Below are 23,072 nucleotides of genomic sequence, written 5' to 3'. Positions count from 1 at the left end.
GGGGGGCGGGGGGCCCCCCGGGGGGGGGGCGGCCCCCCCCGCCCGGGGGGGGGGCCCCCCCCCCCCCCCCACGACCTCCGGTCCCGCCCCGTCGCCGCGGTCCAGGCGTCCGGCGAGCAGCGCCAGCCCGAGCCCGACGACGGTGAGCACGGCGCCGATGATCGCCGGGGACGTGTAGCCGAACCCGGCGCTGATCCCGACCCCGCCGAGCCACGCCCCGCCCGCGTTGGCCAGGTTGAACGCCGAGTGGTTCGAGGCGGCCGCCATCGTCGGCGCGTCCCCGGCCTTCTTCATGATCAGCACCTGCAGCGGTGCGGTGACCCCGAACCCGACCGCGCCGAGCAGCACCGTCAGCAGCACCGCGGCCCACGGGGTGTGCACCGCCCAGGCGAACACGACCAGCACCACCGCCAGCGCGGCCAGCGCCCCGTAGATCGTCGGGCGCAGCGCCCGGTCCCCCAGCGGCCCGACCACCAGCGATCCGGCGGTCATGCCGACGCCGAACAGCGCCAGCACCACCGGCACGGCCGCCGCGGGCAGCCCGGCGAGCTCGGTCATCATCGGCGAGATGTAGCTGTAGACGGCGAACACGCCCGCGAAGCCGAACACGGCGGTGACCAGGCCGAGCCACACCTGCCGACGGCCCAGCGCCCGCAGCTCGCGGCCCAGCCCACCGCCCGCGGCGACCGGCACGTGCGGCACGAACGCGGCGACCCCGGCGACGGCGACCGCGCCGAGCACGGCGACCACGAGGAACGCGGCCCGCCACCCGAACACCTGGCCCAGGTAGGTGCCCGCGGGCACCCCGACGATGTTGGCGACGGTGAGCCCGAGCAGCACCCGGGCGACCGCGGTGGCCTGCCGCACGGGTCCCACCAGGTGCGCGGCGACGAGGGTGCTGACGCCGAGCACCGCGCCGTGCGGCAGCCCCGCCAGCAGCCGGGCCGCGAACACCGCCCCGTAGCCGGGGGCGAGCGCGGTCGCGAGGTTGCCGAGCACGAACACCCCGAGGAATGCCAGCAGCGCGTTCCTGCGCCGCAGCCGGGTGCCCAGCGCGGTCAGCAGCGGCGCGCCGATCACCACGCCCAGCGCGTACGCGGACACCAGGTGCCCGGCGGAGGCGATGGAGATGCCGAGACCGCCCGCGACCTGCGGGAGCAGCCCCATGATCACGAATTCGGTGGTGCCGATCGCGAACGCCCCCAGGGCGAGCGCCAGCAACGCCAGAACCATCGGGCCGGACCTTTCACCAGGGGTCGGAGGATCGTCGGCGGCACGACACCGGACTCGCCGCGAGGGCACGCGGCCGATCGTTTGGCACGTGCCAAAACAGGGTCGCAGCCACCGCGGCCCCGTTTCAAGCCGCGCCGCTGTGATCTCACCCGCGACCGGGCACCGGCTACCATGCCGACCACCCGGAGGCGACGGCGCGGAGGGACGGGATGCGGGAACCCGCTGGCAGGCGCACCACCATGGCCGACGTCGCCGCCGCGGCCGGGGTCTCCCGGCAGACCGTGTCCCTGGTGCTCGGCGACAAGCCCGGCCCGAACGCGGGCACCCGCGACCACGTGCTGCGCATCGCCGAAGACCTCGGCTACCACGCCGACCTCGCCGCGCAGCTGCTGCGCCGCGCCCGCAGCAGGCAGCTCGGCGTGCTGTTCACCCTCGGGCACGCGCTGGACCCGCACGTGGTCGAAGCGCTCTACACCGCCGCGGCCCGGCTCGACTACGGCGTGGTGCTCAGCGCGATCCTGCCCAGCCGCACCGTGCGACGCACCGTCGACGAACTGCTCGGGCTGCGCTGCGAGGCGCTGGTCCTCATCGGGCTCGCCGTGGAGGCCCCGGCGCACCTGGCGAAGGTCGCCGAGCGGGTGCCCGTCGTCGAGATCGGCCAGCGCACCGGCGCGGACGGCATCGACAGCGTGCGCACCGACGACGACGCCGGAGCCCGGCTGGCCGTGGACCACCTCGCCGGGCTCGGCCACCGCGACATCGCGCACGTCGACGGCGGCACGCTGCCCGGCGCCGCCGCGCGCCGCGACGGCTACCGGGCGGCGATGCGCGCGCACGGGCTTGCCGCGCACGTGCGGGTGCTGCCCGGCGACTACACCGAGGAGTCCGGCGCGGACGCGGCGCGGCGGCTGCTCGCGGATCCGCGGCCGCCCACCGCCGTGCTGGCGGGCAACGACCTGTGCGCCGCGGGGTTCGTCGGCACCGCGCTGCGCGGCGGGTTCCGCGTGCCGCGGGACCTCTCGGTGGTCGGCTACGACGACAGCCGGGTCGCGGGACTGCCGTACGTGGACCTCACGACCGTGCGGCAGGACACCGCGACGATGGCCGACCTCGCCGTCGAGGCCTGCGCGGAGCGGCTCGACGGGCAGCGCACCACCCCGTCCGACCGGTTGCTCACCCCCGCGCTCGCCGTGCGCGGCAGCACGGCGGCACCGCCGGCGGCTGGACCGCTCGCGCCGTCGGGGTGAGCGCCTAGGCTGCCTCCCGCACGGTCCGCCGGAGTGCGCGCGGGGGTCGCGGAACGCGGATCGGTGCGGGATCGGGCGCGCGGCGGGGTCACCACCCGACCGCACGGCCGGCCACCGATCCACCGCCAGGCACCGGGAGACGACGATGAGCAACGACCAGCGGGCGCGCCACGCCGCCGACGGCCATGACCTGATCCGGGTGCACGGCGCGCGGGTGAACAACCTGCGGGACGTCAGCGTCGAGCTCCCCAAGCGGCGGCTGACGGCGTTCACCGGCGTGTCCGGTTCCGGCAAGAGCTCGCTGGTGTTCGGCACCATCGCCGCCGAGTCGCAGCGGATGATCAACGAGACCTACAGCGCGTTCGTGCAGGGCTTCATGCCGACCCTGGCGCGGCCCGAGGTGGACGTGCTCGACGGGCTGACCACCGCGATCATCGTGGACCAGCAGCGGATGGGGTCCGACCCGCGCTCCACGGTGGGCACCGCCACCGACACCGGGGCGATGCTGCGCATCCTGTTCAGCAGGCTCGGGACGCCGCACCTCGGTTCGCAGCAGGCGTTCTCGTTCAACGTGGCCTCGCTCAGCGGGGCGGGCGCGGTGACGACGGAACGCGGCGGGCGGACCGTGAAGGAACGCCGCGAGTTCAGCGTCACCGGCGGCATGTGCCTGCGTTGCGAGGGCCGCGGCAGCATCTCCGACATCGACCTCACCGAGCTCTACGACGACTCCAAGTCGCTGTCCGAGGGCGCGTTCACCATCCCCGGCTGGAAGTCGGACAACTTCTGGACGGTCCGCGTCTACGCCGAATCCGGATTCCTGGACCCGCACAAGCCGATCCGCGACTTCACCGAGCGGGAGATGCGCGACTTCCTGCACCGCGAGCCGACGAAGGTGAAGGTGGAGGGCGTCAACCTCACCTACGAGGGCCTGCTCCCGAAGATCCGCAAGTCGTTCCTGGCCAAGGACGTCGAGTCGATGCAGCCGCACATCCGGGCGTTCGTGGAGCGCGCGGTCACGTTCGCGACCTGCCCGGACTGCGACGGCACCCGGCTCACCGCGGCGGCCCGCTCCTCGAAGATCGGCGGGGTGAGCATCGCGGACGCGTGCGCGATGCAGATCAGCGACCTCGCCGGGTGGATCGGCGGCTTGGACGAGCCGTCGGTGGCGCCGCTGCTCACCTCGCTGCGCGGGACGCTGGAGTCCTTCGTGGAGATCGGGCTCGGCTACCTGTCGCTGGACCGGCCCGCGGGCACCCTGTCCGGCGGCGAGGCGCAGCGGGTGAAGATGGTGCGGCACCTCGGTTCCTCGCTGACCGACGTCACCTACGTCTTCGACGAGCCCACCACCGGCCTGCACCCGCACGACGTCCGGCGGATGAACGACCTGCTGCTCCGCTTGCGGGACAAGGGGAACACGGTGCTGGTGGTGGAGCACGAGCCGGAGACGATCGCCATCGCCGACCACGTCGTGGACCTCGGGCCGGGCGCCGGGACGGACGGCGGCGAGGTGTGCTTCGAAGGTGACGTGGCGGGGTTGCGGGCGGCGGGCACCACCACCGGCAGGCACCTCGACGACCGGGCCGCGCTGAAGACCTCGGTCCGGGAGCCGTCCGGGACGATCGAGGTGCGCGGCGCCCGCGCGCACAACCTGCGGGACGTGGACGTGGACATCCCGCTCGGCGTGCTGGTCGCCGTCACCGGCGTCGCCGGGTCCGGCAAGAGCTCCCTGGTGCACGGTTCGCTGCCGAAGGACGCCGGGGTGGTCTCCGTGGACCAGTCCCCGATCCGCGGTTCGCGGCGCAGCAACCCCGCCACCTACACCGGGCTGCTCGACCCGATCCGCAAGGCCTTCGCGAAGGCCAACGGCGTGAAACCGGCGCTGTTCAGCGCGAACTCCGAGGGTGCCTGCCCCGGCTGCGGCGGTGCCGGGGTGGTTTACACGGACCTGGCGATGATGGCCGGGGTCGCCACCACGTGCGAGGAGTGCGAGGGCGAGCGGTTCCAGCCGGCGGTGCTGGAGCACCGGCTCGGCGGCCGGGACATCAGCCAGGTGCTGGCGATGTCGGTGGCGCGGGCGGAGGAGTTCTTCGGCGACGGCGAGGCGAAGACCCCCGCCGCGCACCGGGTGCTGCGCCGGCTCGCGGACGTGGGACTCGGCTACCTCACCCTCGGCCAGCCGCTGACCACGCTGTCCGGTGGCGAGCGGCAGCGGCTGAAGCTGGCCACCCGCCTGGCGGAGCAGGGCGGCGTCTACGTCCTCGACGAACCGACCGCCGGCCTGCACCTGGCGGACGTGGCGCAGCTGCTCGGGTTGCTGGACCGGCTGGTGGACTCCGGCAAGTCGGTGATCGTCGTCGAGCACCACCAAGCGGTGATGGCGCACGCCGACTGGATCATCGACCTCGGTCCGGGCGCGGGCCACGACGGCGGCCGCGTCGTCTTCGAAGGCACCCCGGCCGACCTGGTCGCGGCCCGCAGCACCCGCACCGCCCAGCACCTGGCGGACTACGTCGGGGCCTGAGGCGGGAACCGCTCAGCCGGCCGGACGTTCACCTCGTTCGTCCGGATGAGGCGCTTGGGTAGCATTCGGGCCGTGGGCGTGCTGCGGTGGAGTGAGTTGCTGGCCGGTTCCGCCGGCCGCTCGTGGCGCACGGTTCGAGTGGAACGCTCAGTGCTGGCGATCGTGCACAACGTGACCGCGGCTACCCGGCTGCTCGACATCCTCCCGTTCTGGGCCGCGGACCACCGAATCCAGACCGCGTTCACCTGCATCGGGTCGAGTGCTTTCACCACGGGGACCACGGAGTTCCTCGCAGCGCACGACATCATCCCCCTCCCCTGGGCCGAAGCGATGTCCCAGGAGTTCGACCTCGCGGTATCCGCCAGCTACGGCGGTCCGCTGCACGAAGTGACCGCTCCGCTCTTAGTCGTACCGCACGGCATGGGATACAATAAAACGCTGGCGAAGCCCGGAAGCCCGGAAGCCCGGAAGCCCGGAAGCCCGGAAGCCCGGAAGCCCGGAAGCCCGGAAGCCCGGAAGCCCGGAAACCCGGAAACCCGGAAACCCGTTTTCGGATTGTCCGATGAATGGCTGCGCCACGAAGGCGAACTCATCCCCTCCACGACGGTGCTCTCGCACGTCGAGCAGGTCGACAGGCTGCGAGAACACTGTCCGGAAGCCGTCGATGTGGCGCTCGTCGCCGGTGATCCGTGCTTCGACCGGATCCTGGCCAGCGTTCCACTGCGGGAGACCTACCGGCGGAGCTTCGGGGTCCACGACGGGCAGCAGCTGGTCTTCGTCTCCTCGACTTGGGGAGATTCCTCCCTGTTCGGGCAGGATTCGTCGATCGTGGCCCGCTTGGCCGCACGACTCCCGTTGGACGAATACCGCATCGTCGTCGCGTTGCACCCGAACGTCTGGCACGGGCATTCGCCGTGGCAGGTGCGGATGTGGCTCGAGGACTGCGCCCGCGCCGGCGTCGTCGTCCTGCCTCCCGAAGAGGGTTGGCGGGCCGCGCTCATTGCCGCCGACCTCACCATCGGGGACCACGGTTCGGTCACCTTCTATTCGGCGGCTCTCGGCACACCACTACTGGTGACCGCGGCGCCAGAGGACTCGCTCGACCCGGAATCGCCGATCGCCCGGCTCAATGCCGCGGCACCGCTGCTGGATCCGAACCGTGATCTGCTCGCTCAACTGGAATCCACCGCTCGCTCCCACCGAACCGAGCGGTTCGCCGGTGTCACGGAACTCGCCACCTCGGTGCCGGGTGAGTCCGCCAGGTTGTTGCGCACCGCGGTGTACGATTGGCTGGAGTTGGACGAACCCGAGGTTCCCGCCGAACCCGTAGCGGTACCGCTGCCCGACGTGGACTTGCCCGCACCGCCCGGTCAGCTCGTGAGCGTGGAGGCGGGCGCCGGCGTCGAACTCCAGGTGCGGCGATATCCGGCGACTCCGGGCTCGTGGTCCTCCGGTGCCGGTGTCGTCCTGGTGACCGGTGTCCGATCCCCGTCCCGGCGGATGCTCGAGCTCGCCGACGTCGTGTTGCACGAGGAGCCGTGCACCGCCCCGGAGCAGTGGGCGCGGGCTTCGCTGGACGCGTTGCCCGGTTGCCTGCTCGCGGTGGTCCGGACTCCGGAGGGCCGGTGGCTCGCGGTGGCGCAGGACGGTCTGGCGGTGGTGTTCACCGCCGCTCCCGATCTCGGTGCGGTGTGCGGTGCGGTCCTGCACGGGTGGTTGCGCGACCGGCTCGTTCCGAGCGAGTTCCCGCGGACGGTTCCGGTGCGCTCGGGTGACCGCCGGAGCACCCTCGGGGTCAGCGTCCAGCAGGGCTGAACCGGCCCCGGCTCACACTTCGGGCCCTGCCAGCCGTGCCTCGACCTGCTCGGCTTGCGACGACCAGCCTTGCGAGCGGTAGAGCGCCTGCGCTTCGCGCTGCTGGGCTCGTGCCTCGTCCCGATCGCCCTCGGCCAGCGCGAGCTCCGCGAGGCCGAGCCGGATCTGGGCCACATCGGTGTGCCGGCGCAACTCGAGCATGGTGTCCAGCGCTCGGTGCAGGGCTACGCCTGCCGCCTCCGCCGCCCCCAACTCGCCGAGGCGCATCCCCAGCCACATGCGGGTTTTCGCGGTGTTGACGGCATCGCCCTTCTCGAACCAGGCCAACGCCTCCTCGAGGTGGAGCACCGCCTCGGATGCGGGAGCCACCGACCCGAGATGCATCCGTGCCACGCCCACCCGCTGCGGATTGCCCGACTTCCGCGCCAGCTCGAGGTTCTCCTCGAACAGCTCGCGGGCTCGCACGACCTGGCCGAGCCCACGGGCGGCCAGCGCCTGCGACTCGATCGTGGTGGCGGTCAGCTCCAGGTCTCCGTGGTCGGTGCACAGCTTCCGCGCTTGCGCGAACAGTTCCGCCGCGGCGGCGTACTCCTGCCTGCCGAGCGGCGCGAAACCGCGCTGGACGAGCGCGAGGGTGCGCACCAACGGCAGTTCCCAGTGTTCCGCGAGCCGTTCAGCGTAGTGGCTCGTCTCTTCGAGGTCGGCGAAGTCCTTGCTGTGCTCGTACAGCGGCCACAGAGCGATCGCGAGCACGCACGTCTCGACCCGGCCCTCCCGGTGATCATCGTCGATGACCGCCCGCAGCGTGCGCCGTTCGGCCTCCAGCCACTGCCGAGCCTGCGCCTTCTCGACGTGGGCACCGCCCGAGGTCAAGCCGGGCCAGAACCGTTCGAGCCAGCCACGCCTCGGATTCATCGCGTGTCCGCAGCGCACCGCGGCGATCCGGTAGTAGCTCGCTAGGCGGTCGCGGATCCGCCGGGCTTCGGCGCTCCGGCCTTCGTGCAGCTCGGCACGCCGCCGGGCGTGCTCGCGCACCAAGCGGTTCGCCCCGTAGCGTTCCTCCCCCGTCGAGGTCACGAGCTTCGCTGCGACGAGTCGGTCCAGGTGCGCTTCGACGTCCTCCGGGTCCGCGTCCAGCCCGGCGGCGAGCGCTTCCAAACTGATGTCCCCGTCGCCCTGGTGCTGGCCGAACGCCAGATAGCAGCTGTGCTCCGCCGGGGAGAGCCGATCCGCGGCCGCGTCGAACACGACGTCCACCGACAGCTCCGGATCCCGGGAGAGTCCCCGCACCAACCGGCCTTCTCGCGAGAGCCGTGCCACGAGCGGAGCCACGGGGCGTTCGCCGCGTCCCAGGAGCAGCACGGCCGCCACCGACAGCGCCAACGCCGATCCCTGGCACAGCCCGATGAGCTCCTCCACCGCCGCCGGTTCCGCGTCCACCAGGGGCGCGCCCGCGATGCGGCGCAGGAGTTCCCGCGCCGACTCCGGTTCCAGCGGGGTGATCTCCACGAAGGTGACCTGCTCGGTCGCTCGCAGTCCGCTGAGGTCCCCGACGGAGGTCACCAGCACCGCGGATCGGCCCACGCCCGGCAGCAGGTGCCGCACCTGCGAGGCACGAACTGCATCGTCGATGACCACGGCCACCCGCTTGCCGGCGCTCCACTCCCGGAACCAGGCCGAGCGCGACGCCAGGCTGTCCGGTATCTCGTGCGGCTCGAACCCCACGCGGATCAGGAACTGGCGCAGCGCCTCGCTCTCCGACCCTGGCGCTCCGGCGCCGTCCGGCCCCGAACCCAACGGGGCGTAGAAGACCCCGTCGGGAAAGGTGTTCGAGTGCGCGAACACCCAGCGGTAGCCGGTGGCGCTCTTCCCGCTCCCCGGCGGACCCACGATCACCGCGATCGCCGGCACCTGGCCCTCGTCCGAGGGCCGGAGCAGTGCGGCGCTGATCTCCGACAGCTGCCGTTCGTTGTTGGTGTAGTGCGAGGTCGGGTTCGGCACCTGGTTTCGCAGCTCGGCCTGCCGCCAAGGCAGGTGCAGGTGCATGTCCCCGGTGAGAGTGCCCACCTGGGCAACGACCTGCGCTGATCCCGTGTTCTCGTTGCGGTGACCGTCCGCCATCGAGGCCGCCCCCTGGTTCCGTCGAAGATCGGCACCAGCATAACGCTTGGTGATCGTGCGGAGTCAGACAATCACCGAGCTCGGGTCAGTGCAACGCCCGGCCATCGTCCGCATCGGCGGGCGGTCCTCCACCAGCACGTCGGAGCGGTGGAGCACCGCGCTGCCGTCCTCGAAGCGGAACTGGTCGAACGGAGCGGACGCCACGTCGGTGCCGACGACTCCGCACCGCCGCAACGCCGTGTCGAGGACCTGGCGCGACATCACGCCCAAGGCCGCCAAGTCCTGGTGCAGGTGCCCGCGAACTCCCAAGTTGACCTGCGCGAGACCGTCGAGTCCGTGCGCGGAATGAGCGTCCAGCAGCAATCCGATCTCCACCCCGTACCCCGGTGCGAACGGGACGGACTCCAGGAATTCTCGGCGCGCCGCGTATTCCCCCGCCAGCGGCTGCACCACTCCGCTCAACTCCGGACGCAGCGCCGACAGCAGCGGGCGGGCGAGCAGCTCGGTGACCCTGCCACCACCGGAGGCCTCCTCGGCGGCGGGCAGCACCGCGCCGGTCTCCAGCGGACGCCGGTAGAAACCCTTGACCAGCACCGGTTCCGCCGAACTCAGCAACGGGCCGAGCAGAGCGGGCACGATGTCCGCCTCGCACCGGGTGAGGTCGGCGTCGACGAACACCACGAGGTCTCCGTCGGTCGCGGCCAGCGACCGCCAGAGCACCTCCCCCTTGCCAGGGCGCGGTGCGCACCGCGGCAACACGTCTTCCCTGCGCAGCACCCGAGCGCCCGCCCGCTCGGCCACGGCCACCGTCCGGTCCACGGAGCCCGAGTCGACCACCACCAGCTCGTCGACCAGCGGCTGCTCACCTGACCGTCCCGGCCCCGTCAGTGGCAAGAGGGTGGACACGACCCGGCCCACGGTCTCCTGCTCATCCAGCGCCGGAAGCACCAGGCTCACCCGTTGCTCGCCCTTCAACTCCGCGAGTTCCGGAACCGTCCACTCAGGGCGCTGGAAGGTACGCCGTCGGAACCAATCGTGCACCGCAGGGTCCACGTCCAGCCTCCTCCCCCGACCAGCTCAGCGATGATCGCCCTTGCCGGATGCAGCACCGAACGCACTGCTCACCGCCGCTGATCTTCTCAGGGAACACGCTGTCCGCCACCGGGCGGGCTCGGGTTCGGAGCCCGCCCGGTCCGGTCAGTCCTGGTGCCAGAACAGGGCTTCCGGGTTCTGCTCGGTCGGGCCGTCGAGGACGGGTTGCGGCAGGCCGCGCAGGTGCCGGTCGAGGAACGCCGCGACGTAGCGGTCGCCGAGTTCGGTGCCGCGGGCGCCGGACAGCGGTTCTCCCGGTCGTTCGATGCCGAGCTGGTCGGCCAGCACCGACAGGTCGATGGCGGTGCTGTGCCCGGAGCCGTTCAACGTGATCCACCGCTTCCAGCCGTGCAACCGCTCCCAGGTGCGGTCCCACGAGTCGTCGACGCCGCCCGGTCCGTGCGCACCGGCGCCGAGCAGCAGGAACGGGCGGTCGAGCGGTTCGACGGGGGCGAAGAACGTGCCGTCCAGGTCGGCGCCCGCGTCGATCCGCGGATCGTCGTGCATCGTCTCGGCGGCACTGGCGCCGCCGATGGAGTGCCCGACCATGCCGATCGAGTCCGGGTCGACGAGCGGGCCGAACCGCGGGTCCTCCAGGAACTCGTCGAGGAAGAACCGCACGTCGAGCGACCTGCCGCGCACCACGCCCGCGAGGTCCGCGGTCTCGCACGCGTCGCACTCGGTGACGTGGCCGTCGGGGAACTCGATGCCCGCCGCCTCGTGGTCGTGCCCGATGGCCGCGACCACGTAGCCGCGGGAGGCGAGGTCCTCGGCCATGCCGCTCATCGTCGCGCGGGGGAACGAGAATCCCGGCGAGAGCACCACCAGCGGATGCCCGTCCGGGGTGCGCTGCGGCGGGGCGTCGACCTTCGCGTGGGTGGCGACGGTGCTGAGGACCTCGGGGTCGTCGACGGGCGGGGTGCCGTGCTCGGCCTGGAGTTCCAGGAACAGCCGCGATTCCGCCGGGCTCAGGTAGCGGGCCGGCTCCCCCACCGCTTCGGCCGCCGGGTACCAGACGGTGATCATCAGTTCCCGCGCGCCGGTCGGCACCCACGGGTCGGGGCGGGATTCGTCCCGCAGGTGCAGCGAGCCGGTGCCGACCGGGTTCGGGCCGGTCGGCGCGGGCAGTTCCAGCCGCGGCGCAGCCGGTGCCGCGGCCGAGGCCGGTACCGGTGCGAGCAGCAGTGCCGCGGCCGTGGCGGCTCCGGCGAGTCGAGTGGTTCTGCGCATCTTCTCCCCAGCGGGTAGCAGGATTCCGCCGCAGCGGATCTCCCCTGCACCTTGTCGCACCGGCCTCCCCGGCACCTCGGGAATTCCCCTGAGAACCGCGCCCCGGGGAACCCGGTGGCCGTTCACCCGGCGGGATGCGGGCGCCACCCCGTCCTGTTCGGGTCGTGCCAGGGGTTTCCGGTGGCGGCGACCCGGGGCGGGGTGGTGAGCCAGCACGTGGCGTCCGGGTCCCAACCGGCCAACACCGAGGCGCGGTCTCCGTCGACGGGGATCGCGATCCCGGCGGTGGTCAGGTAGCCGGTGACGGTGAGGTGCACGGCGTCGTGGTGGCGGGCGACCTCGGACCAGTCCGGCAGCACCCAGCGCCCGTCCCGGCCGGTGGTGCGGTACCAGTCGTGGCGGTGGCTCGCCGACACCTCCAGCGGGTGGTCGCGGCACAACCGGGCCCAGGCCTCGGGGCCGTCGATCTCGTAGACCTCGGCGTCCGGCGGAACCTCGGCCGAGTGCACGGCGGCGTCCTCCCAGCCCATCCCGTCCTCGACGAACCACAGGCCCCCGGGTCCGTGCTCGCCCATGTTCCGCGTCGTCCACGGCAGTTCGCACGGCGGGCCGGACCACCAGATCGCGCTGAACGGGGCGTCGATCGAGCGCGGCCACTCGCGGCGGGCACGTTCCTCCGTGGACACCTCCTCGGTGCGCCAGCGGGCCAGGGCACCTTCCGGATCGACCGGTCCCGGGACGGAGGTGCCCGGGCGGAACGTCACCAGCCGCTGGAACTCGCGGTCGAGCGGACTCGTCCACCAGTCCGCCGCCGCGCAGCCCGCGAGCGCCACGGCCGCCGGTTCCAGGGCCGCGCGGATAGGCGGCGCGGCGGCGAGCACGTCCTTCCCGTCCGGTTCCTGCCAGTAGCGGGCGGCGGCGACCGCTTCTGCCAGCACCCGCACCAGGTCCGCCGCACCGGGCTCGGGCGGCGGGAGCGCGGCGAGCAGGTCGGCGATCTCGGCGTTCGACGGGTGCGGCGGAGCTTCCACGTCGGGCCCGGTGCCGAACAGCACCGACTTGCCCGCGGCCGCATCCACGTGGTGCGCCGCGAAGAACACCGCGCGGCGCGCCGCCGCCCACCGCTCGTCGTCCCCGGAGGACAGCGCCAGTTCCAGGCAGCACCGGCGGCCGCGCGGCCCGGACAGCAGGGATTCCGCGGTGGGGAACACGGTCGACACCGTACCCATCCGCTGGGATCGATCGGGCCGGGATGCGCGCACGGACACCTCCGCTCGCCCGGAAGAGCCCGCGCCGCAACGACGATCGTGCTCGTCCGCGGCGAACGGATCAACGCTCTCCTCCCGGAATCCGGCGCAGGTGGTCAGTTCCAGCCATCGGCGCCGCTCCGGGTCCGGTCGCGGGAATGATCGCGATCTCGTCGGGCGAACCGCCCGCGCCTCCCCCGAAAGGTGCAAGACGTGCGCAGAAGGACATTCCTGGCAACGACCCTGACCTCGGCGCTGGCCGTTCCCGCGCTGGCTCGGACCGGTCTGGCCGTGCCCGCGGCGCGCGCCCCGGAACCGCCGCCGGAAACGTGGCAGGAGCACTGGTTCGAGCATTCCGAAGAGCTGCGGCTCGCCGACCACAACGACACGGTCGCGCTGTACTTCGACCGAGACGTGGACCAGGCCGCGAGCGAGTGGCTGCTGCCGTACCTGACGTCGATGTGGCAGTACGCGCAGCGGACCTACGGCAACTCCGGGAACCGGATGAACGAGGACCGCCTGTACTCGATCCACCACGAGGGCAAGCACTTCGGCGGGCACCCGTCCACCGTGTACGACGAGTCGCACGACCACCGCAACGTCAGCGACGTCGGCGGCACCGACTGGACGACCCCGCAGTACGAGATCGTCACGCACGAGACGGGCCACATCGTCGAGCTCATCGCCGCCGGCAAGCACGGTTCGCCCGCGTTCGGCCTGTGGGGCGACAGCAAGTGGATGGAGTTCTACATCTACGACGTGTACGTCGGGCTCGGCATGGAGGCCGAGGCGCAGGACTTCTTCGACCGGATGTCGGCCGACGACCACGTGGACGACTTCCCGCGCGAGGGCACGCACTGGTTCCGCGACTGGTTCCACCCGCTGTGGCGCGACCACGGCGGCGCGCAGGTGATGGTGCGCTACTTCGCGCTGCTGGGCGAGCACTTCCCGGCGTCGGGCGACTCGTTCTCCCGCGAGCTGAACTGGGGCGAGTTCGTGCACTTCATGAGCGGCGCCGCGGGGAAGAACCTGAAGGAGCAGGCCACCGGCGCCTTCGGCTGGCCGGACGACCGCGAGCAGCAGTTCACCAAGGCCCGCCAGGAATTCCCCGGAGTCACCTATTAGAAGTCCACAAAGGACCGACAGCATGCGAGCGGGGGGGGGGCCTGAATCAGGTGCCCCCCCGCTCAACAGAGCCATCACCGGCCTTCATCTTTCGCCTGTCAGCGGCGAAGCCGATGAGCCGCCGACCACCCAAGACACCGGCACCGCAGCGGGTTCTCAGCTGGTTCCTCGCGAGGACAGCGATTTCTCATGTGGCGGAGCCACCTGTGAAATCGATCCCGCAGCGAGGAACCAGCTGAGGTTCCGCCACCCCCGAGCAACAGGAGTGGAGAGACCTCAACCTCCGAAACCCTGAAGCAACTTGGTGAATTCGTAGGGTTGTTGTTCGATGCTGCTGCACGTCGGCGACACCGCGCCACCCGGGCAGCCGCCGTTGTCCCGCCCGGCCGACCAGAACGACAGCAGGCCGATCTGGTTCTCGTTGGCCCAGTCCACCAGCTGCTGCGCGTGCTCCTGGGTGAACTCGTTGCCGTTGAAGTTGCGGCCGATCATCGGCGTCACGCCGAGCTTGGCCTTGAGCCCGGCTTCGTCGACGTCCGGCCAGACCTGCTTCATCTGCCCGAGGGTCGCTTCGGCGGCGGCGATGACGGCCTCGCCCCACGGCTTCTGCGAACCGAACTCCATCGCCATCGGGTTGACCAGCACGTCGACGCCGTGGTCGGCGGCGCTCTGCAGCACCTGCAGCGAGTACGGGTCGAGGCCGGTCTCGTCGCTCTGGACCCGCAGGGTGTAGCTGACCTGGGTGCCACGTTCGGCCTGCAGCTTCGCCAGCGCCTCGTTCACCACGTCGTGCTGGATGGTGGCTTCGACGTCGATGTCCAGGTGGTTCGAGCCGGTGGTGTCCAGAATGGACTTGTAGGCGTTCAGCAGCTCGTCGGAGGTGCCGCAGACGCTCTCCAAGTACGGGCCCATCGCACCGCCGGTGGCGACGATGACGTCCCCGCCCTGCGCGCGCAGCTCGTCGATCTGGCCGATGATCCGCTGGTCGTCCAGCGCCGCTTCACCGCCCCACATCGGGGTGCAGCCCGCGGCGCTGCCGAGCACGAAGGCCAGCGTGAAGTGCTTCTGCCCGGTGGCCTCGGCGACCTCGGGCAGCGTCGGCGATTCCTGCATCACGTCGATGTAGGGCGCGGTCTTGATCTCGGCGGGCGCGGCGGGCGCGGCGAAGGCGGCGGGCACTGCGGGCGCGTCCGGCGCGGCGGCCGCGGCGCCGACCGCGGTCAGCGGGAGCATGGTTCCGGCGGCGACGGCCACCAGCAGCTTCGGAAGCTTCTTCATCAGGTTTCTCCTGACCATCACTGGTATTCGGCGAGGATCTTGGTGAACTCGTACGGCGCCTGCTCGATACTGCTGCACTTCCCGTCGGCCCAGCCGCCCTCTTCGGTGCACACGCGGTCCCGGTTCAGCGCCCAGTACGAGAAGCGGCCGATCTGGTGCTCGTTCGCGTAGTCGAGCAGCGCGCGGAAGGTGTCGGGGGTGAACAGCTCGCTCGGCTGGTCGGTGTGGCCGTTCATCAGGATGACGCCGGTGCGCGCGTAGGCGGCCGCGTCGTCGTACTCGGGGTGCAGTTCGCGCAGCTGCCCGTGGAACGCCTCGGCGACGGAGATCGCGCTGTTCGCCATGTCGTCGCCGGGGCCGCCGTAGTCGAAGTCCATGATCTTGAACAGGTCGATCTCGGCGCCGATGTCCTTGGCACGCTGGATCTCCGCCTTGCCCGCCTCGTTGAGGCCGACCGTGGTCATCGGCAGGGTGAGGGTCACGTGCAGCTCGGGGTTGCGCTCCTTCAGCGTCTTGATCGCTTCGAAGCGCTTGGTCTCGCCCGCGACGTCGCCGAGGTCGTCGCCTTCGACGTCGAGGTCGATGTGGGTGAGCTCGTACTTGTCGATCACCTGCTGGTAGGCGTCGGCGAGCGCGGCCGAGTCGGCGCAGGCGGCACCGAGCTCGATTCCGTTGTAACCGCCGAAGGACACCGACAGGTCACCGCCCGCCGCGCGCACCGCGTCGGCCTTCGCCTGGACCGCGGTGTCGGTGGCGACCTCCTGGTCGGCCTTGCCGTCCCAGGTGGGAGTGCAGCTCCCTTCGTCGGGGGCGAGCACGAACGCGAAGATGTAGTCGCGCTGGCCGCTGGATTCGATCGCCTCGGCGATGTCCTGCGGGTCGTTGTCCAGCGGCATGTAGTAGGGCGCGGCGCGCAGGTCGCCCGCGGCCGCCGGGGCGGGTGCGTGGGTGGCCGCGGCCGCGGCGCCGGTGAACGGCAGCACCAGCAGCCCTGCCGCGAGCGCCGCCATGCGGATCGTTCTGGTCGTCAACGGGTACTCCCCTCATACCGGTCCGGCCGGGGTGGCCGGGCGGTGGTGCGGACGAGAGATCCGGAGCGCGCCGCGCTCGGCCCCGGGTCCGGCGCGGGCGCGGTCCCGATCAACTGCCGAACGCGCAGCACCGTATGTGGACTAGACCACACCGTCAACGGGTCCAGACCACTTTGGCGTAGATGCGACGCGACCCCGTCGCCGAGCGGCGACCACCCGGTCGGTGCGTCAGCATGGAGGCCCGCCGGCCGCGGATTCCCCGCCGCTCGGCGGACTCCCACGGTGAGGGGGACGAGATGAGCGAACTCGGAACCGGACCGCTCGTGGTGGGCGTCGACGGATCGGGCACCGCGCGCGGCGCCGTCCGGTGGGCCGCCGCGGAAGCCGCTCGCCGCCGCCGCGCGCTGCGCATCGTCTACGCCGACGTGTTCGCACTGCCCGCGCTGCCGGGGATCCCCGGCGTGCGGTGGTCACACGCGCCCCGCGCCGAAGTGCGCGCCGAGGTGCGGAAGTGGCTCGCCGACGCCGCCGAGATCGCCCAGCGGCAGAGCCCCGACCTGGAGGTGCGCACCGAATCGGTGCCCGGGTCGCCCGCCTCGGTGCTGATCGAGGAGTCGGTCTCAGCCGGGCTCGTGGTGGTCGGTGACCGGGGGCTCGGCGGGTTCTCCGGGCTGCTCGCCGGTTCCGTCGCGGTCGCGGTGGCCGCGCACGGGCACTGCGCGACCGTGGTGGTCCGCGGGCGCGGCGAACCCGCGGACGGGCCGGTCGTGGTGGGCCTGGCCGGGTCCCGGCAGGCGCCGCTGCTGCTGGAGCACGGGTTCGCCGCGGCCGCCGCGCACGACGTGCCGCTGCACGTGGTGCACACCTGGAACCTCGTCGGCGTCGACTCGAAGTGGATGCGGGTGGGGCTCGCCGCCGACGAGATCGAGGAGGGTTCGCACCGGCTCCTCGCCGAACTGATCAGCGGCAGGCGGGAGCACCACCCGGACGTGCGGGTGCAGCGGTTCGTCGCCAAGGGATCGCCCGCCGCGACCCTGCTGGAGCACGCGGCAGGGGCGACGCTCGTCGTGGTCGGCACCCGCGGACGCGGCGGATTCACCGGCATGCTGCTGGGATCCACCAGCCAGGCCCTGATCCACCACGCGCCGTGCCCGGTGCTCATCGCCCGGACGCCGAAGCGGTGAGCTGCGTCCCGGACCACTCGGAATCCACCGCCGGGTGACGCATGATCGGGCGCGGCCGTCGCACCGGCGGCCTCCCCGAGCTCCCGGAGGTCACCGGATGCCCGAACGCGACGACGTGCCGCAGCGGGCGCTGGTGCTGGTCGTGCGGCCCACCCCGTCCGGCGTGGACGAACGGTCGCTGCGGGCCGTCGTGCGCGCCGTCGCCGAGCGGACCGGCGGCCCCGTGCTCGCCGCGCACCTCGACCAGGGCGAACCCTCGGTGCACGACGTCCTGGACCGGCTCGACGCGGACGGCGCGAGCAGCGCCGTGCTCGTCCCGCTGGCGCTGCCCGACGACCGGTACCTGGCGTCCTGGCTGGCCAAGGCCGTCGCGAACTGGCGGGAGACCCGCGCAGGCGCGCTCGACGTGCGGATGGCGCGCGGTCCGGCCGCCGCCACCGGTCTCGCCGAGGCGATCGCGGGGCTCGCCGACGAGACCGCACCGATCACCGCCTCCCCCGCCGGGTTCCGCAGCCCCTCCTGGTCCGTGCTCGACGTCCCGGACCGGCACCTGTTCGTCTGCCGCGGCCCGCGCTGCACCGCGCACGGCGCGGGGCCGGTGCACCGCGCGCTGGCCGACCTCGTGCGCGGGACCACCGCCAAGGTGACGCCCGCGGGCTGCTTCGGCCCGTGCAACCTCGGCCCCCTCGTCATCGACCACCCCGGCGGCACCTGGCACCAGCACGTCGACGCCGACGGTGCCGCGAAGCTCCTCGACCGGGGGACGGGCCGCCGAGCGGGCGGTGCCGGGTGCCGATGATCACCCAGGTGGAGGCGCTCGGGGACTGACGTGGGCAAACATGTGATGATGTGGGGACGATGCCGCGAACCAGTGAACTTCCGACCCCACCGGACTCCGAGGCCGGGGGGCGCGGTGAGCGACCGCGCCGCCGGATGAGCCCCGAGGAACGCCGGGAGCACCTGCTCGCCACCGCCCTGCAGCTCTACGGCGAGCGGGCCATGGACGACGTGTCCGTGGACGACATCGTGGCCGAGGCCGGGGTCTCCCGCGCCCTGTTCTACCGCTACTTCTCGAACCTGCGGGAAGTGCACGTCGCGGCGCTGACCACCGTCGTGGACGAGCTGATCGAGCGCATCACGCTGCCGCAGGACGGCGATCTGATCACGCAGCTGCGCTCCGCGCTGGCCGAGTTCGTCTCCTCCGTGGAGGCGTTCGCCAGCAGCTACACCGCGTTGCTGCGCAGCGGTTCCACCATCGCCACCAGCGAGACGGAGACGCTGGTGGACAAGGTGCGCAACCACGTGGTGGACCTGGTGTGCCAGCGGATCGGCATCGTGGACCCGTCCGCGCTGCTGCTGCTGACGCTGCGCGGCTGGGTGGCGCTGGTGGAGACCACGTGCGTGACGTGGCTGGCCACGCACAACCCGCCGCGCGAGGTGTTCGAGCACTGGCTGACCGACCAGCTCATCACGATGGTCGGCACCACCGCGGGCCACAGCGAGCAGGCCGCCGAGGAGATCGCGCCCCTGCTGCGCGAACTGAGCTGACCGCCGGTCCGCCCCCGCTCGGCGGCGGAGCTACCGGCCGAAGCGGCGGGCCGCGCCCAGGAGTTCCGGCACGGTCGCGAACTTGACCCGCGGGCGCCCGGTCCGCTCGCCGCGCTCCCGCTCCGCCCGGTCGATGTTCAGCATGCCGCGCCGGCCGATGGACCGCGGCGCGCGGGCGCGCACCAGCCGGTCGAACCCGGAGCGCGCCGGTTCGCGCAGGTGTCCGGCGGCGGCGTCGTCGAGCAGCGAGCCGACGGTGTCGCGCGCGCATCCGCGGTTGGTGCCGATCCCGCCGGACGGGCCGCGCTTGGCCCAGCCCACCACGTAGGTGCCGGGCAGCGGGTTCCCCGCGGCGTCGAGCACCCGGCCACCCCGGTTCGGCACGGTCGCGGTGGCCTCGTCGAACGGCAGCCCGGCGATGGGGGTGGCGCGGTAGCCGATGGCGCGGACCAGCAGTCCGGTCGCGATCTCGCCGCCGTCGCGGACCCGCACCGAGCGCACCCGGTCGGTGCCGCGGACCTCGGCCGGGGCCGCGCCGAAGCGGAACACGAGGCGCTTGCCGTCGGCGGGAGCCTCGGTCAGGTCGACGTCCTCGACGGGGAGTTCGGCGAGCAACTGCGCCTTGCCGCCCGGTTCCGGTTCGGCGAACGCCTTGCGCACCTCGGGCCCGTCCTCGACGACGGCCCGCACCCCGGGGAGGTGGCGCATGGCGTGGAACTCGGGCGCGGTGAACGCGGCGTGCTCCGGTCCGCGCCGCGCCAGCAGCACCACCTCCCGCACCCGGCTGCCGCGCAACCGCTCCAGCGCGTGGTCGGCGATGTCGGTTCCCGCGAGCTCTTCCGGGTCGCTGAGCAGGATGCGCGCCACGTCCAGCGCCACGTTGCCGTTGCCCACGACGACGGCGCGCTCCGCGGACAGGTCCACGCCCAGGTCGGCGAAGTCCGGGTGCGCGTTGTACCAGGACACGAAGGAGGTCGCGGAGACGCTGCCCGGCAGGTCCTCGCCGTCCACGCCGAGTTCGCGGTCCGTGGCCGCGCCGACCGCGTAGATCACCGCGTGGTGGTGCGCGGCCAGGTCCTCGTGCGCGACGTCCCGGCCCACCTCGACGTTCATGTGCATCCGCAGCCGCGGGTGCTGGTACAGCCAGGAGAAGCCGTCGGCGATCTTCTTCGTCGACTGGTGGTCCGGCGCCACCCCGGAGCGCAGCAGCCCGCCGGGCAGCGGCAGCCGGTCGAGCATGGTGATCTCGGCGCCGGTGTCGCGCAGCAGCGCCTGCGCCGTGTAGCAGGCGGCCGGTCCGGTTCCGACGATCGCGACGCGCAGCGTGCCCGGGTACTCCGGCAGCGAGCGCGGGAAGTTCGGCGCGGTCCACTCGTTGGACACGTCCGCGGTCTCGTAGTACTCGCGGTTCATCCGGGCGTACTCGGTATCGGCGCCGCGCAGCCGGTCCACCGGGAAGATCGCGTCCACCGGGCACGCGTCCGCGCAGGCCCCGCAGTCGATGCACGTCTGCGGGTCGACGTAGAGCATGTCGGTGCGGCCGAAGTCCGGTTCGTCCGGCGTGGGGTGGATGCAGTTGACCGGGCACACCGACACGCAGGAGGCGTCGGTGCAGCAGGTCTGGGTGATCGCGTAGGCCATGGTGGTTCCTCGTCCGCCCGACGCCTGCGCGCGGCAGGTCGTTCCGTTCGCTGCCCGGTGCTCCCCGCCCGGGGGGGCGCCCCCCCCCGGCCGGGGGCGGGGGGGGGCGGGGCGGGGCATGGTGTTTGGGGGGGGGGGTGGCCACCGCCCGCCCGGGGGGCCCCCCCCCCCCCCGGCGGGGGGCGGGGGGGGGGGGCGGCGGCCCCCGCCGGGGCCCCCCCCCCCGGCCCCGCGGCGGCCCCGGCGCCGCGCCCCCCGGCTCCGGGCTCAGATCATGTTGATGCGGCGGTAGATCGCCATCGCCGGGCGGTTCAGCAGGCCCGCCTCGGACAGGAAGTCCATCAGGTGCACGCAGCTGTTGCGCAGCATGGACTTGCGGTGCTCGTTGCGCCGCACCGCGGCGACCGCGCGGTCGGGGTCCAGGCCGACGGAGGCGTAGACCTCCTTCTGCACCAGGTTGGAGGCGACGATGTCGGCGACCACGGCGATGAGCACGGCGCTGGCGTTGCGACGCACCCGGCCCGCCCCGCGCATGCTCTCCTTGATCTCCTGGCGGGCGAACTTCATGTGCCGCGCCTCCTCCACCACGTGGATCTTGCTGGTGGTGCGCACGATGCCGAGCACGTTCTCGCCGCGCATCCAGTCGCGCTGCATGACGTCGAGGATCTCCTCGGCCACCAGGATCCCGCCGTAGGCGGATTCGGCACTGGCGAGCGTCTTGAACAACCGGCCGAGCTGGGCGATGAGCCGCGGCGGCAGGTAGGCGGGGACGTCCATCTTCGCGCAGGCGCGGGCGAACATGATGGAGTGCCTGCATTCGTCGGCGATCTCGGTGAGGGCGAACTGGAACTCGGCGTTGGCGGGGTTCTTGACGTACTGGTCGCGCAGCACCATCTGCTGCAGGATCATCTCGAACCAGATGCCGATGCTCATCACCGAGCAGACCTCGTGCCGGGTGAGCGTGACCCGCTGCTGCTCGGTGAGCTCGTCCCACAGCGGGGTGCCGTAGAGGGTGCTCCACTCCGGGTTCAGGCCGTACTCGTCCGGGGGCAGCGGCGATTCCCAGTCGACCTCGGTGGCCGGGTCGTAGGACAGGGTGGCCGCCGAGTCCAGCAACCGCTGCGAGACGTCTTCGTCCGCGGCGGTTCGCTGCGCGGATTCCGCTGGTGCGCTGGTCATCGTTGACACCTCCACTGGGCCCTCCCACGGGCCGGGCCGGCTGCGGGCTGGTGGGGCGGCCGGGTCGGTCGCGGCGCCCCTGTGAGACACGATGTCACATTAGACAGAGTGTCAATAAGGTGTCGAGCCGTCCCCCTCGACGGCACCCGACCAGCCGAACGCGCCCGCGCGGCACGCGGCGAACGACGGCCCGCTCGCCTCCCGGAGGACCCCGGGCGACCGCCCGCCGACTTCCCAGTCAGTCGACTGCCTTACAGTGAGTCGTGCGCCGACCGGTCCGCCGGGCGAGGCCGACGAAGGGAGCGATCCGATGTCCGTCCTGTCCCGCCCCGCGGTGGCGGCCCTCGCCGCGAAGGCCATGCAGCGCGCCGTCGCCCGGGTCCGCCCGCCGCACGACCGGTTCCCCGAGTTCCCGGGCCGCACCGAGGTGCTCACCGTCCCCACCGCGGCGGGACCGGCCCGCGCGGTGCTGTACCGGCCGGACGCGACCGGGGGAACCGTGCCGCTGCACGTCAACTTCCACGGCGGCGGCTTCGTCATGGGGCTGACCGAACTCGACGACCCGCTGTGCAGGCTCATCGCCGGGACCGCGGAGGTCGCGGTGCTCAACGTCGATTACGTCCTCGCGCCGCAGCACCCGTTCCCCGCCCCGCCGCGGCAGGCGTTCGACGTGGTCCGCTGGGCCGCCGAGCACGGCGATCGGCACGGTTGGGACGGCTCCCGGCTGTCGGTCGGCGGGCAGAGCGCAGGCGGCTCGCTCGCCGCCGCCGTCGCGCGCCAGGCCTTCGAGCAGGGCGGACCGCGGATCGCGCTGCAGGCGCTGCACTACCCGTCGCTGGACCTGGTCACCCCGTTCCGGGACAAGGGATCGCCGCTGCCCAAGCCGATGCTGCGCCCGTGGATGGCGGAGGTCTTCAACGCCTCCTACCTCCGGGACCCGCGCTGGGCCGACGACCGGTTGCACTCCCCCGCCGCACCCGGGGACACCACCGACCTCACCGGCATCGCGCCCGCGCTGGTCGTCACCGCCGAGCACGACGTGCTGCGCGGCGAGGGCGAGCGCTACGCGGAACGGCTGCGCGAGGCGGGAGCGCTCGTGCGGCACCACGTGGTCTCCGGGGCCGACCACGGCTACGACGTGCAGGACCCGGACCGGGCCCGCGCCGGCTACGACCTGATCGCCCGCCACGTGCGGCGAGCGCTGCACGCGGACTGACACCGCCCACCGGCTCCCGCCGCGCGGGGCGCGAGGCCCGGCGCGGGAGGCGCGAAGCCGGACGGATCCCGCGCTCGGCACCGCCCCCGGGATCCGGTCGACAGGAGGGAAACCCGATGACCGCCACCCCGCTGTCCCCCGAGTCCACGGTGGCCGAATGGCTCGACCACCCCGCGGGCGGCCCGATCCTGCGCCGGATGCTGGCGGAGAACGGGCAGAGCCCCGCGGCGCTGCGCTCGGTGCGCCGGTTCCGGATGAGCAGGCTCGTCGCGCTCAGCGGCGGGCGGCTCAGCGCCGAGGAGGTGGACCGGCTGGCCGCCGAGGCCAACGCCACCGCCACCCCCGACGCGGCAGGTGCTCCCAC

The 23,072-nt window shown here is 72.7% G+C and carries 17 protein-coding genes and 1 pseudogene; 9 read left to right on the top strand and 9 right to left on the bottom strand.

Annotated elements, in window-relative coordinates; all coding sequences use genetic code 11:
* Positions 1–1,233: MFS transporter (locus tag LCD31_RS10015; RefSeq protein WP_224957507.1), on the bottom strand; the 1,233-nt coding region annotated here is incomplete at its 3' end.
* Positions 1,234–1,442: 209 nt separating this feature from the next.
* Between LCD31_RS10015 and LCD31_RS10010 the strand changes: the two genes are divergently transcribed.
* The 3 genes from LCD31_RS10010 to LCD31_RS10000 all read left to right on the top strand — a co-directional run bounded on the left by LCD31_RS10010 (position 1,443) and on the right by LCD31_RS10000 (position 6,816).
* Entirely contained in the window at positions 1,443–2,480 is a 1,038-nt protein-coding gene (locus LCD31_RS10010; protein ID WP_224957506.1) for a LacI family DNA-binding transcriptional regulator, read from the top strand.
* A 145-nt stretch (positions 2,481–2,625) separates the two neighbouring features.
* Entirely contained in the window at positions 2,626–5,001 is a 2,376-nt protein-coding gene (locus tag LCD31_RS10005) for an excinuclease ABC subunit UvrA (RefSeq protein ID WP_224957505.1), read from the top strand.
* 138 nt (positions 5,002–5,139) lie between these two features.
* Positions 5,140–6,816, top strand: a complete 1,677-nt coding sequence (locus tag LCD31_RS10000) for a hypothetical protein (protein ID WP_224957504.1) — start codon at positions 5,140–5,142, stop codon at positions 6,814–6,816.
* A 12-nt stretch (positions 6,817–6,828) separates the two neighbouring features.
* On the opposite strand, the gene LCD31_RS09995 is transcribed toward LCD31_RS10000, so the two are convergent.
* The 4 genes from LCD31_RS09995 to LCD31_RS09980 all read right to left on the bottom strand — a co-directional run bounded on the left by LCD31_RS09995 (position 6,829) and on the right by LCD31_RS09980 (position 12,479).
* A complete protein-coding gene (locus LCD31_RS09995; protein ID WP_224957502.1) occupies positions 6,829–8,937 on the bottom strand; it encodes a hypothetical protein in 2,109 nt (702 codons plus the stop codon).
* Positions 8,938–9,000: 63 nt separating this feature from the next.
* Positions 9,001–9,978, bottom strand: a complete 978-nt coding sequence (locus tag LCD31_RS09990) for a glucosyl-3-phosphoglycerate synthase (RefSeq protein WP_224957508.1) — start codon at positions 9,976–9,978, stop codon at positions 9,001–9,003.
* Between the two features lie 156 nt (positions 9,979–10,134).
* Complete coding sequence (locus LCD31_RS09985; protein WP_224957501.1) at positions 10,135–11,259, bottom strand: alpha/beta hydrolase; 1,125 nt, start codon at positions 11,257–11,259, stop codon at positions 10,135–10,137.
* Positions 11,260–11,381: 122 nt separating this feature from the next.
* Positions 11,382–12,479: a hypothetical protein gene (locus LCD31_RS09980; RefSeq protein ID WP_224957500.1), complete on the bottom strand. Its 1,098-nt coding sequence runs from the start codon at positions 12,477–12,479 to the stop codon at positions 11,382–11,384.
* A 240-nt stretch (positions 12,480–12,719) separates the two neighbouring features.
* Between LCD31_RS09980 and LCD31_RS09975 the strand changes: the two genes are divergently transcribed.
* On the top strand, positions 12,720–13,631 hold the full coding sequence (locus LCD31_RS09975; protein ID WP_224957499.1) for a hypothetical protein: 912 nt from the start codon (positions 12,720–12,722) through the stop codon (positions 13,629–13,631).
* Positions 13,632–13,907: 276 nt separating this feature from the next.
* On the opposite strand, the gene LCD31_RS09970 is transcribed toward LCD31_RS09975, so the two are convergent.
* Positions 13,908–14,909, bottom strand: a complete 1,002-nt coding sequence (locus LCD31_RS09970; protein WP_224957498.1) for a chitinase — start codon at positions 14,907–14,909, stop codon at positions 13,908–13,910.
* A gap of 17 nt (positions 14,910–14,926) precedes the next feature.
* Positions 14,927–15,940: a chitinase gene (locus tag LCD31_RS09965; protein WP_224957497.1), complete on the bottom strand. Its 1,014-nt coding sequence runs from the start codon at positions 15,938–15,940 to the stop codon at positions 14,927–14,929.
* Positions 15,941–16,236: 296 nt separating this feature from the next.
* Here LCD31_RS09965 and LCD31_RS09960 point away from each other — a divergent pair, with 296 nt between their 5' ends.
* The 3 genes from LCD31_RS09960 (at position 16,237) to LCD31_RS09950 (ending at position 18,672) form a co-directional block, all read left to right on the top strand.
* Positions 16,237–17,124 (top strand): universal stress protein, encoded by an 888-nt coding sequence (locus tag LCD31_RS09960; RefSeq protein WP_224957496.1) that lies wholly within the window; start codon positions 16,237–16,239, stop codon positions 17,122–17,124.
* Positions 17,125–17,221: 97 nt separating this feature from the next.
* Positions 17,222–17,923: a (2Fe-2S) ferredoxin domain-containing protein gene (locus tag LCD31_RS09955; protein ID WP_224957495.1), complete on the top strand. Its 702-nt coding sequence runs from the start codon at positions 17,222–17,224 to the stop codon at positions 17,921–17,923.
* 134 nt (positions 17,924–18,057) lie between these two features.
* Positions 18,058–18,672, top strand: coding sequence for a TetR/AcrR family transcriptional regulator (locus LCD31_RS09950; RefSeq protein ID WP_224957493.1), 615 nt, complete (start codon positions 18,058–18,060; stop codon positions 18,670–18,672).
* Between the two features lie 30 nt (positions 18,673–18,702).
* Here the strand turns inward: LCD31_RS09950 and LCD31_RS09945 are convergent, their stop codons facing one another.
* Together LCD31_RS09945 and LCD31_RS09940 are read right to left on the bottom strand one after the other, a co-directional pair.
* Positions 18,703–20,313 (bottom strand): FAD-dependent oxidoreductase, encoded by a 1,611-nt coding sequence (locus tag LCD31_RS09945; RefSeq protein ID WP_224957492.1) that lies wholly within the window; start codon positions 20,311–20,313, stop codon positions 18,703–18,705.
* A gap of 267 nt (positions 20,314–20,580) precedes the next feature.
* On the bottom strand, positions 20,581–21,492 hold the full coding sequence (locus LCD31_RS09940; protein ID WP_224957491.1) for a diiron oxygenase: 912 nt from the start codon (positions 21,490–21,492) through the stop codon (positions 20,581–20,583).
* Between the two features lie 310 nt (positions 21,493–21,802).
* Here LCD31_RS09940 and LCD31_RS09935 point away from each other — a divergent pair, with 310 nt between their 5' ends.
* Together LCD31_RS09935 and LCD31_RS09930 are read left to right on the top strand one after the other, a co-directional pair.
* Positions 21,803–22,708, top strand: coding sequence for an alpha/beta hydrolase (locus tag LCD31_RS09935; RefSeq protein ID WP_224957490.1), 906 nt, complete (start codon positions 21,803–21,805; stop codon positions 22,706–22,708).
* 116 nt (positions 22,709–22,824) lie between these two features.
* A pseudogene (locus LCD31_RS09930) lies at positions 22,825–23,072 on the top strand (short-chain dehydrogenase); the annotation flags it as partial.

It is taken from the genome of Saccharopolyspora sp. 6M (assembly GCF_020176775.1).
Taxonomy (GTDB): Bacteria; Actinomycetota; Actinomycetes; order Mycobacteriales; family Pseudonocardiaceae; genus Saccharopolyspora_C; species Saccharopolyspora_C gregorii.
This window is presented reverse-complemented; position numbering and strand designations above follow the sequence as displayed.